Raw genomic sequence first — 12,351 nt, forward strand, 5'->3', positions numbered from 1 at the left:
CTGGCTGTTTCTACGTAATTTTATCTAAAACTCTTCAACCAGTTCACAAGAGAGTCATGCCAGATGTTGTCTGTGACAGTCTTCTTCATCTGCGCATCAACAGGTCCGTTGCCTGCAAGCTTTGCCAGGATAGCAGCCTGAAGTTCAGGAACTGTCATGGATTCCGGAGACTTGCTCCAGTCAACTGTGATGGTTTCTGGATCAACCGGGGTGTCGGCAGCAGTATTCTTCTCAGTATCGGTTGTGTTTTTCTTAGCATCTGCAGATTCTGTAGCGGCCACAGTGTCTTTGGATTCTATCTTTGGTTCAGATTCCTGATTGCCTTTTGCATCGGTAGATGTTTCAGATGCTGCTTTATCTTCTGTGTTGGTCTTAGCTTCGCTCTCAGTCTTCGTCACAACCTTAACCGGCTTTACATCCAGGTCTGTTCCATCAGGCACCCAGATCTCACCACTGTTTGCAGGCTGGGTTATGTTGATATGACCATCCTGTACAGATACCTTTTCGCCTGACAGGGCGCCGATGTATGCTGTGCAGTTCCCTGCTGCAAGGTGCATTCCGGCTGGGGCATCGTCGTTGTTCACTGACACGATGACACGTGTTCCGTCAAGATCCCTCGCGTATGCGAACTGTCTGTTGGTGAGCATCAGCTCATCGTAGCTGCCATATGACAGTGCAGGAACGGCCTGACGTACCTTGCCGAGTGCGGCGATGAGTGCTGTACAAGGATTAGTTTTTACTGAATCCTTGTAATCTTCTATATTGAGAGCTGGTCTTAAGCTGTCGTCCGAGCCATATTCCTTGCGTCCCTCAATGCCAAATTCCGAACCGTAGTATATGCTAGGCACACCCGGAAGAGTGTAGAGCAATACATGTACAGGTGCAAAATGAGCCTTATTGGTAAGTTTTGTATAGATACGCTCCACATCATGGTTGTCTACGAAGTTGTAGAGCTTTAATGTTCCCATGTTCTGGAGACGTCTTACAGTGTGCGCGATTTCAAAATAGTTGTGGTCATTGTGGCCGCTGTACAGAGCCTTGTGAAGTGTGTAGTTGGTGACACTGTGAAGAGTCTCGCCGTTTACCCAGCGGCTGTAGTCGCCGTGGATGACCTCACCCATGAGCCAGAAATCCGGCTTCACTTCATTTGCTGTGCGGCGCAGTGCCTTCATGAAATCAAAATCAAGGACGTCCGCAGCGTCAAGTCTGATTCCGTCCACATCGAACTCACTCACCCAGAAACGGATCACATCGCATATATAGTCAACGACAGCAGGATTCTTCTGATTCAGCTTGACGAGAAGGTTGTAGCCTCCCCAGTTGTCGTAAGAGAAACCGTCGTTGTACTCGTTGTTGCCCCAGAAATTCACGTTGCAGTACCAGTCCTTGTACTGTGAATTCTCTCTATTTGCCTGGATGTCCTTGAATGCGAAGAAGTCACGGCCTGTGTGGTTGAACACTCCGTCGAAGATGACCTTTATTCCCTGTTCATGGCAGTAAGCCACAAATGCTGTCAGGTCCTCATTTGTTCCGAGACGGGAGTCGAGCTTCTTGTAATCTGTAGTCTCGTAGCCGTGTCCGACTGACTCAAAGAGTGGTCCGATGTACAGTGCTGAACCGCCAATCTCCTTTATATGATCCACCCATGGAAGCAGGGTGTTTAAGCGGTGAACAGGCTCACCGTAGTCGTTCTGTTTAGGGGCTCCCGTAAGTCCCAGTGGATAAATGTGATAAAAAACTGCCTCATCATACCATGCCATAGTTATCCCTCCATATTTTAGGTGCTGTCAAATACAAAGCACCCGATATTATTTGATATACGCTGTGAGCTGCAAGTGTTATCAGAAGCTGCCCACAACGTTTATATTATACTAAAAAAATTAGAAAAATGCGACAAAAAGTCATGTATGTATTGCACGACAGAGCCACAGATGCAGGAAAAAGACTCCATTGGAGTAGTGACGCTGGCGTGCTGTCTGCTCGTCCATATATTTGCAAAGTCATACTGGAAGCAGCTCTCAGTTCTGTTCGGACTTGTGGTTGGATATATAGTAGCAGTGTGCATGGGTATGGTGGATTTCTCCGCACTCAGCGGAACATCAGTCATAGCGCTCCCTCACATCATGCCATTTAAGCCGGAGTTCAACTGAAACGCGATCATATCAGTAACTTTTCCCTAAGATCGTGCAGACGGTATTTGCTGAGAACTGTGTGGCTGTTGTATTCATAGTTGCCATCATTCTGAATCTTGTGCTTCCTAAGAACATGGATGCCCACGAGGCCCCAAAGACTGAGGATGCAGAGTAAAAACCTTTCATAAGGTGTAAGTGTTAATAACAGCGTTGTTCTGATATTATAATTTCAGAACGGCGCTGTTTTTGCTTTTTCAAAAATAGGTCAAAAGGGGTCAGGTACCTCCGTCCCCATTATAAGAAAATCGGCAAAAATCCCCCCAAATAAAAATAAAGAAAGGTGAACAATATGGATAGTTTATTAAAGATAGAATCACTGAAGAAATACTATGGCAAAAAGCCAAACCAGACTAAGGCTCTGGACGGCATATCATTTCAGGTCATGCCGGGGGAGTTCCTTGGCATCATGGGTAGCAGTGGATCGGGAAAGTCCACACTGCTGAACTGTATCGCAACGGTCATAAAGCCTGACAGCGGAACCATAGAGCTTCAGGGCAAAGAGATACAGGCGCTTAAAGGTGCGAAGCTTGCGCAGTACAGAGGCAGGGAGATAGGTTATCTGTTCCAGAATTTTGAACTTCTGGACAATCTAACAGGCAGAGAGAACATTATGGTTCCGTTGTCAATACACGGTGTATCCGAGGATGAGAGCAGAAACAGACTGGAAAAGCTTTCATCATATCTGGAGATAGATAACGTGCTTGACAAATTCCCATCGCAGATGTCTGGTGGTCAGAGACAGAGGGTTGCGGCCGCCAGAGCACTCATACTTAATCCGGGGATCATTCTTGCGGACGAGCCGACCGGAGCACTCGACTCAAGAAATGCAAAGGCACTCATGGAGAAACTGTTGGGACTTAACAGGGATGACAACACTACCATACTTATGGTGACCCACGACTCAAATGCGGCCAGCTTCTGCAAGAGGATACTCTTCATACAGGATGGCAGGATATTCCATGAGCTCAGAAGAGATATGGAGAGAGAGTCACAGCAGGAGTTTTATGAGAGGATACTCAAGCTGATGGCGCAGATGGGAGGAGGCAGCGCAAATGTTCTTTAAACTCGCAATGAGGAACAGCCGGAGAAGCAGGAAAGAGAATGGTCTGTTCTTCGCTTCGCTGGTCGTGTCCATAGTGGCATTTTATATCATATTGGCGCTGTCCCATCAGGATGTGATGATATTCCTGAGAAGTCTTGAAAGCGATGCGGTGAACAGTCTTCTTCAGATAGCGGCGGTGTTCTATGTATTTTCACTGGTCATGTTGTTCTTTCTTATATACTATGCAAGCAAATACCAGCTCGAACGACGGAGGCACGAACTTGGAATGTATATAATGATGGGGATGAGGAGATCAAAGCTTTTTGCCCTGCTGATTGCGGAGGATCTGGGCAGCAGCGTAGTGGCTCTGCTCATCGGACTTCCTATAGCGATCCTGATGTCTGAGGTGGTCAGCCTTCTCACAGCCAGACTGGTAGGTCTTGGCGTTATAGGTCATCACGTATCATTTTCACTGCAGGCAGTCATACTGACAACTGTTGGATTTGTAGCGATAAAGCTTGCAGCATTTCTCATACTGAGCGGTAAGCTTGCAAGAAAGCAGATAGGCGATCTCCTTGTAGATACACCGGAGACAGAGAAGAAACAGCTTCCGGCTCCTGTGTATGGTGTGAGTGCAGTCCTCGGTCTTGTTGCGCTGGTCATTGCATACTGTCAGGGAATAGGTGGCTATTCGTGGATCAGCGTAAAATATATGGCGGTCACCATAACACTGGGATTTGTTGGCATGTTCCTGCTGTTTTTCGGTCTCAGGCTCTTTGTTGATGCACTGGCCAGACGTGCAAATGGCTCAAAACCACTTGCTGTGTTCGGTTTCAGGCAGATACACGAAAATGTAGCAACAAAATCTGGAACGCTTGCAATAAGCTCGATACTCATACTCGGCGCTCTGTGCTGCTGCGGTGCGGGCGTTGGCATATGTATATCCAGACAGAATATGGATCATGTGCTCGATTATACATTTGCCTCATATGGGGGTGACGCTGAGACGGACAGCAGGAATATCCGCGCGAAACTGGAGGAAACCGGCGTGTTGGAGGATTTCTCGGACGTATTCGATATGAAGCTTGGTTATATAAAGATGGGTGAAAATGAGTCCCATGATGATGCTGTGAACGTGGGGAATGTCATATCCGCACTTGAAAAACTCAAGGTTTCAGAGGACAGGGACGTGCTTATAAATAACATGTCATACATGACATACCCTTACCTGATCCAGGAGAGTGCGTACAACAAGGTGCTTGAGACTGCGGGAAAGGAGCCTTTGGAGCTCGGAGAGAATGAACTGGCACTCTATACGGATTTCTTTACTGATTACCGCGGAGGTTTACTGAATGAGGTATTGGCAGAGCGTCCGGAGGTGGATGTAAGAGGAGATGAGTATCATCTGACCGGAGAGGTCCAGACCACGAAGATTGTGACAGATTCATCGATAACCCTGTCGTTCGGACTTATCGTGGACGATGATACATTTGCCAGACTGACAAATGACAATTACGAGTTATATGTAAATGCCGTTCTCAAAAAGGATATCGTGGACGATAAGGGCCTCATGAAAGCCATAATGGACGAAAATGAGAAACTTGACGGCATAGATTTTGAGAGTATAAACGCTGATTGCGAGAGTTATCTGCAGAACATAGGAAGAAATATGTTCTACACGGTGGCTGCAGGATATATAACGCTTTATTTGGCGGTGGTGTTCCTCATAATCGCAAATACCATAATCGGTGTTCAGTTCCTGATGGGACAGAGAAAGTCCGGCAGAAGGTACAGAACCCTTGTGAAGCTTGGCGCGACATACGAAATGCTCTGCAGCTCAGCAAACAGACAGGTGGGCTGGTATTTCGGAATCCCGGTTGCCGTGGCGGCGGTCAGCAGTATATTCGGTGTGCGTGCTCTGCTCACGGGAATCCTGTCAGAATCCATGCGAGGCAGTGTGAAACAGATACTTATCATAGCTGCGGTTATGATAATCCTGTTGTGTGTGGTAGAATATATCTATATGACAGCGGTGAAACGCTCAAGCAACAGATATCTCATGGCGATGATGACACCGGAAAGGGTTGAGTAAACGGTGAAGTGTGTGATGGTGGTTGAGGACGATGTCCTCATGTGCGATGAACTTCTGGATATGCTGACAAAGGCAGGATATAGGGCAGTTAAGCCAGATGGATTTGACAACATAATAGAACAGATACTGGACATGGCTCCGGATATTCTTCTGCTGGATATCAATCTTCCTGGCAGGAGCGGCTTTGACATATGCCGGGAGATCAAGAGGCGGAGCTCTGTCCCGGTGCTGGTTCTCACATCGAGGGACCAGCTAAAGGACGAGCTCCATGCGCTGGAGCTGGGCGCTGATGAATTCCTCACGAAGCCATGCCGCCGTGAGCGGCTTCTGGCCCGGGTGGCAAATGTGCTCAAGAGGTACGAGGGCAGACAGAACCTGATCGAAGGAGAAGGGTTTCTTCTGGACACTCAGACATACACTCTGTATATAGATGGGAGATCTGCGGTGCTTCCACAGAATCAGGGACGTATATTTGAGACACTTATGACAAGCGGAGGAGATGTCGTGTCTAAGGAGAAACTTTGTGAGGCAGTGTGGGGCACATCGGAGTATATAGATGAAAATGCCCTGCAGGTGAATCTTACAAGACTCAAAAAGAAAATGGCGGGACTGGATATGAAGGCAAAGATCATAGCTGTAAGAGGCGTTGGATACAAAATATTCCCTGGGGACGGAGGTGCCTGACCCACTTGTCAGAGTGGAGAAAATATGAAAAGATTTGGACTTGTTATAAAACAGAATATTGTCTGGCTTGGTCTGCTGCTTCTGACGGACGTGGCGTTCTGCTTCTTCATGTGGCTTGTGGCACCAGAGGCATTTGTCAGAATAAGGGTGCTGGTTGGCATGTTCACTGTGATACTGTTCGCGGCGGTGTGCTCGGTGCTGTGTATAAAGGACAGGAAGAAGATTGAGGCGTTCAGGAGATTTGTCACTGACCCGGATGAACAGAGCGAGATAGAAATGAGGAGCCTGTGCGGGGCTTCTGAACAGGAATATGTGAGCGTGCTGTCGGAGGAGCTTCACGATCTGAGAGATTCAGTGATGCAGAGTGGCAGACAGCTCAGGGATTATCAGGAGTATGTGGAGAACTGGGCACATGAGATCAAGACCCCCATCTCTCTGCTGACATTTGTGGTGGACAACAGGAGAGATGAGCTGCCTCATAATGTTGTGATGAAGATGGACAATGTGACCAGCCAGATGCAGAACTATGTGGACCAGATGCTCTACTACGCCAGACTGAAAGGCGATTCCAAGGATTATCTCATGGAGAGCATAGATGTGGAAGAATGCGTGGATGAGGTGATAGCTGACTACAGATCCCTGCTTGAGGAGAAGGGCATACGGGTCAGAAAGTGTCTTGAGAATGGAGAGGTGTACAGTGACCGCAGGGGATTGCAGTTTATACTCGGTCAGCTTGTGAGCAATTCCATGAAATACACAAATGAGCAGCCGGAGATATCATTTGACTTCTGGACGGCGGGTGACAAAAAGCTGCTGTCCGTGAGTGACAATGGCATAGGTGTAAAGAGCTGTGACATGCCATACATATTCGAGAAGGGTGTCACGGGTGATTCGGGTGAGAACAGGAAGCATGCAACGGGCATGGGACTGTATCTTGTCAGTGAGATGGCGCATGACCTAGGCATCACAGTGACGGCAAATTCAAAGTGGCAGAATGGATTTGAGATAGTACTTGAATTCCCGGATGTGGAGACAAAGATATAAAAGTGAGGAGGCAGATACAGCGTTGTGCGTATCTGCCTCCTCACTTTTTACCGGGATATTTTATAATAAATTTATGAGTGGCGGTCTGTTAATAATCACTTTGATATTTTATAATGTAAGCATTGGTTGTAATTTAGTTGATGGTGCAAAGTCAGTTTACGTGGACTGAAACTCAGTGGGAAAGGAGAATATAATTATGGAGATCAGAAAAGCGGCAGCAGAGGATTTTGATATTGTATTTGATTTTATAGAAAAATTATGGACATATAATACATATGACAGGGAAGAAATACGCAAAGTATATATGGACGTCATAGATGACGAACGCAGCTTTGCGTTTTTATTATGGGATGAAGGCATTTGCAGAGGTATGTGCCATGGAGACTATTTCAATACATTCTGGATGTCGGGGCTCACATGCTATGTGTCAAGTCTCATAACAAGAGAGGAGGACCGTGGCAAGGGATATGGTGTGGCACTCCTGGATCATGCAAAGGAGCTTGCAAAGCAGAGTGGATGCAAGGCTATCACCCTTGATTCCGGACTTCCGAGGACAGAGGCACATGGCTTCTACGAGCACTATGGCTTTGAAAAGAGCTGCTACGGCTTTGAGATGATGATATAAATTATCTGTGGAGATTTGAAAGGAGACAAATATGTGTACAGCAGCGACATATAAGACAAAGGATTTCTATTTTGGAAGAACACTTGATTATGAATTCTCATACGGCGATGAGATCACCGTGACTCCGAGAAATTACCCGTTTGAATTCAGATATATGGGCAGGAAGGACAGCCATTATGCCATGATAGGAATGGCCCATGTGGCAGGTGACTATCCTCTCTACTATGATGCTATAAATGAGAAGGGGCTTGGAATGGCAGGCTTGAATTTCGTTGGGAATGCAGTGTATCAGGAAGTGAATGAGAGTGGTGACAAGGACAATGTTGCCCAATACGAGTTCATTCCGTGGATACTCGGAAGCTGTGCCAGCGTGGGAGAGGCAAGAGTAGCTTTGGACAGGATGAACCTGACAGGAACACCGTTTTCCGAGCAGCTTCCTACAGCGCAGCTCCACTGGATCATCGCGGACAGAAATGGCGCCATAACAGTGGAGTGCATGGCTGACGGACTTCATGTGTATGAGAATCCTGTTGGGGTTCTCACGAACAACCCGCCATTTCTGCAGCAGATGTTCCTGCTCAATCAGTATATGGGACTGTCACCAAAGCAGCCGGTGAACACATTTGCACCGGAGGTAGGACTTGTCACTTACAGCCGTGGCATGGGGGCCATAGGACTTCCTGGGGATCTGTCGTCCACGTCAAGATTTGCCAGGGTGGCATTTGTGAAGCAGAACAGTCTGCCTGCGGATTCTGAGGCTGAGAGTGTAAGCCAGTTCTTTCACATACTTGGCTCTGTGGATCAGCAGAGGGGCTGCTGTGAGGTCGCACCTGACAAATACGAGATCACGATATACACCTCATGCTGCAATACAGACAAGGGTATATATTACTACAATACCTATGAGGGTCATCAGATAAATGCAGTGGATATGAACAAGGAGAATCTGGACGGCACAGAGCTTGCCAGATACCCTCTTATCCAGGGGGAGAATATCAATTGGCAGAACTGATGTATGTGGCTTACAAGGGAGAAAGGATGCTGTATGAGTAAAAGCAAGGTTACAATAAAAGAAATAGCGGAGATGGCTGGGGTGTCAATAGCCACGGTATCACATGTTATAAATAGGACGAGGTATGTAAGACCTGAGCTTGTGGATAAGATAGAGAAGATCATAGTAGAGACAGGATACCAGAATAAGATAGCTGATAAGGAAAGAAAACTGCTGGTTGGACGGGAGTCCACGATAGTTGCAGTCATTCCAAACATTGAAAGTACTATATACAGAGATATGGTAGCTTATGTGAAGCAGCTTGTCAGTGTGCAGGGATATCAGTTCCTTGTGGCGATAACAGACAATGATCTCAAGGAGGAGGCGCAGGTGCTTGCCGGACTTCTGGTCAACAAGAAGGTTGCCGGTATCATACATGCGCCGGTGAGCGATGTGGCATCTAACTACACAAAACTCATACAGTCGGGTGTTCCATTTGTCTGCGTGGAGAGAAATATACTTGGATCAGGGATAGACTCGGTTGAGTTTCGCGACCGTGAGGCTATATTTAAGGGCGCAGATTATCTGCTTGCGAGTGGACACAAAAATGTTTTGTTTTTCAGAGAGAGTACGGACAGTACCACCAGGGATGAGAGAACAAAAGGTTTCCTGAATGCTCTGGAGAAATACAATATAAATACAAATGATGCAAACATTGTTGATGTGACGTTGGAAAAAGGAGAGGATGACTGCATGCTGGCTATTCAGAAAGCCCTGCGCAGATACAGGCCGACCGCTGTACTTGCGGGGGGCAACAGAATAACTCTTTATCTTATGAAGACACTGAGAGATATGGGAATCGACTGTCCGGGAGAGATATCTGTGGTTGGATTTGGTGATGAGAGCTGGTCTGAACTTACTTATCCACCTCTTACAATACTGAGAAGAGATGTGAAGGGACTAAGTGCCAAGGCTGTTGGGATGTTGTTTGAGAAGATCAATACGGGAGTTGCCATATCGCATGACTGTTATGCAGATGTAGAGCTTGTAGTTAGAAAATCCACAAAAATGCTTGACAATGGACCATTTGGAGATAAAGCGGCAGCACCGGATTCGGTTGTACTGACAAAAGAAGAGAAACACAGACTAAAGGCAGGACATTTCAGGGTTGCGATCTCTTTCCACTATACCGGAACGTCTTGGGCAGAATTGCATGAGAAGGGAATTCGGGAGGAACTTGAGCAGTTTGGAATAGATGTGGTGTCGGTTATGGATGCGCACTTTGACTCGGAACTGCAGAATGCACAGCTTGATGGCATAAGACTTCAGAAACCGGATGCAGTTATAGCTATTCCAGCGGATGATAGCCGTACCAGAGAAAAGTTTCAGGAGCTTTCAAAGGTGTCAAAGCTGGTGTTCATAAGCAATGTTCCGGAGGGTATGTCCAAGAACAGCTATGTGTCCTGTGTATCAGTAAATGAGTCGGAGAATGGAACGAACACGGGAAGAATGTTGGGAGAATATTGTAAGGAAAATAAGAAAAAAAAGGCAGGTTTTATTATTCATGGCGCGGCATTCTATGGAACAAGAGTCAGGGATAATGCTGCTGAGAGAATAATCAAGGACAGTTACCCGGATATTGACATAGTGACGATCAGGAGCTTTGGAGAAATATCCAATGCATATCAGGTAGCCAAGGATGTGATAACTGCCAATCCTGAAATTGATGCAATGTATGTGAGCTGGGATCGCCCGGCGCTTCTGGCTATAAAGGCGCTCAAGGAGCTTGGCAGGGAGGATGTGGCGGTGTTCACAACTGATCTTGACCATGGTATAGCCCGGTGCATGGAAGAAGGAATAGTCAAGGGACTCAGCACGCAGAGACCATACGAGCAGGGAAGAGCGGCTGCGGCGGTTGTTGCCAAGTCCCTGGTAAGTGAAGAACAGCTTCCAAAGTATGTGGGAGTTCAGCCGTATCAGGTCGAGCCAAAACAGCTCAGGCTTGCATGGAAGGAAATCTTCCATGAGTCCATGCCGGACAGACTTGGGTGATATGACATCCGTCAGAGAGAAAATTGTATCTTTCTGGCGGATTTTTTGCGTTTATACACAAGACCTTGGAAGATTGTATCTTTTTCGCCTGAGAAGTTCCCAAGGATACAATTTTGTGTCCAAGTTGCTGTAACCACACCCAAAAGAGAAAATTCCCGGGGAAGTGGTACCGGAGACAAAGGACAAGATTACAAGATACAAGGTGACAAGTAACGGGTGTCAATCATACACTACAAATCCCACAAGTATGACATATCGTAAAATATTTACGTAAAAAATAATAAAAGACCTGCGAACCCTATAATGCAATCGAGTGTTATTTGTACATAATGACGAATAAACAATAAATAAAACACTTGATATTGACAATAACCGACAAAGGTTATATCATCAAAACATGCAAGGGACGAAAAACAGTTTAAAATTTACGTAAATCAAACCGGTTGTAAACAGTTTTTCGACAACGAGTTAGCAAAAACGAAATACATGATATTGGAGGTAAAAATTATGAGAAAGATTAAGAAGTTATTAGCAGTTGGAGCATGCCTGTGCATGTCACTCAGTTTACTGGCAGGTTGTGGATCAGGAGCAGGAGGCGCATCGGACGGCGGTTCATCTGAATCAGGTACAAAGCAGGAGAGCACGAAGTCATCCGACCTGTCATTTGCATTCTGTACAAACACACTTAACAACACATTCCAGAGTTCAATAGATGCAAAGCTCAAGGAACTCTGTGATGCGAACGGAATATCATATACATGTCTTGATCCTGACTACGATCTGAACACACAGCTCAGCCAGTTATCAGACGTGGCAAACAGTGGATACGACGCAGTGTTCATCATCCCAGTTGATTCAGCAGGTATCACATCTGGTCTTGCAGAGATCAAAGATGCAGGAATCCCAATCTTCAATGTAGATACAGCAGTTATCGAGGATGACATAGAGAACTTTGTAACACAGTTCGTTGGAACAAATGCATACATGGCAGGACAGCTTGTAGGTGAGCAGATGGTTAAGGATTATCCGGATGGAGCAGACATTGCGATCCTTGACTTCCCATCAAATGAGAGCTGTGTAGACCGTGTAAATGGTTTCCTCGATGGTCTCGGTGACAACAAGGACAAGTTCAATATTGTGGCACAGCAGGATGGCGAGGCTGCACTTGATGCATCAATGAGTCTTGCAGAGGATATCATCACAGCAAACACAGATCTTCAGGCATTCTTCTGCATCAATGATCCATCAGCACTCGGTGCTGCAGCAGCAGTTAAGGCAGCAAATAAGACTGGCAAGATCGGCGTGTACAGTATCGATGCTTCACCAGATGGCAAGCAGGCACTCATTGACGGTGAGTTCACAGCAGTTGCATGTCAGGTTCCTGTACAGATTGCAGAGTATGCATTCAACGCAGCACAGAAGTATGTAGGCGGAGATACGACCATTGACGAGAAGAAGGTATATCTTGATTCACACCTTGTACTCAAGGATGAGGCAGAGAAGACAGTTAACGACTGGCAGTAAAGCCGGACCGGCTCCGAAAATAATAGTGAGGAGCTGAACCCGGACTTGGCAGATATGACACAATGTAGATGCATATAACACGGGATAGACCGGGGATCTGAGATC

General features: G+C 46.4%; 10 protein-coding genes. 9 read left to right on the forward strand and 1 reads right to left on the reverse strand.

Annotation, left to right across the window (positions count from 1 at the left end; genetic code table 11):
• Positions 1-20: 20 nt before the first annotated feature.
• Complete coding sequence (locus tag GT575_RS13230; RefSeq protein WP_161172202.1) at positions 21-1,760, reverse strand: alpha-amylase family glycosyl hydrolase; 1,740 nt, start codon at positions 1,758-1,760, stop codon at positions 21-23.
• 147 nt (positions 1,761-1,907) lie between these two features.
• Here GT575_RS13230 and GT575_RS15240 point away from each other — a divergent pair, with 147 nt between their 5' ends.
• The 9 genes from GT575_RS15240 (at position 1,908) to GT575_RS13275 (ending at position 12,246) form a co-directional block, all read left to right on the forward strand.
• On the forward strand, positions 1,908-2,150 hold the full coding sequence (locus GT575_RS15240; protein ID WP_015534066.1) for a solute carrier family 23 protein: 243 nt from the start codon (positions 1,908-1,910) through the stop codon (positions 2,148-2,150).
• A 331-nt stretch (positions 2,151-2,481) separates the two neighbouring features.
• Complete coding sequence (locus GT575_RS13240; RefSeq protein ID WP_004849881.1) at positions 2,482-3,255, forward strand: ABC transporter ATP-binding protein; 774 nt, start codon at positions 2,482-2,484, stop codon at positions 3,253-3,255.
• The gene (locus GT575_RS13245; protein WP_004849884.1) at positions 3,245-5,326 is read left to right on the forward strand and encodes an FtsX-like permease family protein; all 2,082 of its coding nucleotides are present in this window, start codon (positions 3,245-3,247) and stop codon (positions 5,324-5,326) included. Before GT575_RS13240 ends, GT575_RS13245 begins: the two co-directional genes overlap by 11 nt.
• A 15-nt stretch (positions 5,327-5,341) precedes the next feature.
• A complete protein-coding gene (locus GT575_RS13250) occupies positions 5,342-6,010 on the forward strand; it encodes a response regulator transcription factor (RefSeq protein ID WP_004849887.1) in 669 nt (222 codons plus the stop codon).
• 24 nt (positions 6,011-6,034) lie between these two features.
• Positions 6,035-7,054 carry a sensor histidine kinase gene (locus GT575_RS13255; RefSeq protein ID WP_161172203.1) on the forward strand — a complete coding sequence of 340 codons (1,020 nt, stop codon included), beginning with the start codon at positions 6,035-6,037 and terminating at the stop codon, positions 7,052-7,054.
• A 196-nt stretch (positions 7,055-7,250) separates the two neighbouring features.
• A complete protein-coding gene (locus GT575_RS13260; protein WP_055272475.1) occupies positions 7,251-7,679 on the forward strand; it encodes a GNAT family N-acetyltransferase in 429 nt (142 codons plus the stop codon).
• Between the two features lie 31 nt (positions 7,680-7,710).
• On the forward strand, positions 7,711-8,691 hold the full coding sequence (gene bsh, locus GT575_RS13265; RefSeq protein WP_161172204.1) for a choloylglycine hydrolase: 981 nt from the start codon (positions 7,711-7,713) through the stop codon (positions 8,689-8,691).
• Between the two features lie 33 nt (positions 8,692-8,724).
• Positions 8,725-10,722 carry a LacI family DNA-binding transcriptional regulator gene (locus GT575_RS13270; protein ID WP_161172205.1) on the forward strand — a complete coding sequence of 666 codons (1,998 nt, stop codon included), beginning with the start codon at positions 8,725-8,727 and terminating at the stop codon, positions 10,720-10,722.
• 516 nt (positions 10,723-11,238) lie between these two features.
• A complete protein-coding gene (locus GT575_RS13275; RefSeq protein WP_416810465.1) occupies positions 11,239-12,246 on the forward strand; it encodes a sugar ABC transporter substrate-binding protein in 1,008 nt (335 codons plus the stop codon).
• Positions 12,247-12,351 lie beyond the last annotated feature (105 nt).

This window comes from Coprococcus sp. BIOML-A2 (assembly GCF_009875795.1).
GTDB classification, from domain to species: Bacteria; Bacillota; Clostridia; order Lachnospirales; family Lachnospiraceae; genus Coprococcus; species Coprococcus aceti.

Coding starts and splice junctions, on each gene's coding strand:
- GT575_RS13230 (WP_161172202.1), bottom strand. CDS start 1,760: ATGGCATGGTATGATGAGGCAGTTTTTTATCACATTTATCCACTGGGA.
- GT575_RS15240 (WP_015534066.1), top strand. CDS start 1,908: ATGTATTGCACGACAGAGCCACAGATGCAGGAAAAAGACTCCATTGGA.
- GT575_RS13240 (WP_004849881.1), top strand. CDS start 2,482: ATGGATAGTTTATTAAAGATAGAATCACTGAAGAAATACTATGGCAAA.
- GT575_RS13245 (WP_004849884.1), top strand. CDS start 3,245: ATGTTCTTTAAACTCGCAATGAGGAACAGCCGGAGAAGCAGGAAAGAG.
- GT575_RS13250 (WP_004849887.1), top strand. CDS start 5,342: ATGGTGGTTGAGGACGATGTCCTCATGTGCGATGAACTTCTGGATATG.
- GT575_RS13255 (WP_161172203.1), top strand. CDS start 6,035: ATGAAAAGATTTGGACTTGTTATAAAACAGAATATTGTCTGGCTTGGT.
- GT575_RS13260 (WP_055272475.1), top strand. CDS start 7,251: ATGGAGATCAGAAAAGCGGCAGCAGAGGATTTTGATATTGTATTTGAT.
- bsh (WP_161172204.1), top strand. CDS start 7,711: ATGTGTACAGCAGCGACATATAAGACAAAGGATTTCTATTTTGGAAGA.
- GT575_RS13270 (WP_161172205.1), top strand. CDS start 8,725: ATGAGTAAAAGCAAGGTTACAATAAAAGAAATAGCGGAGATGGCTGGG.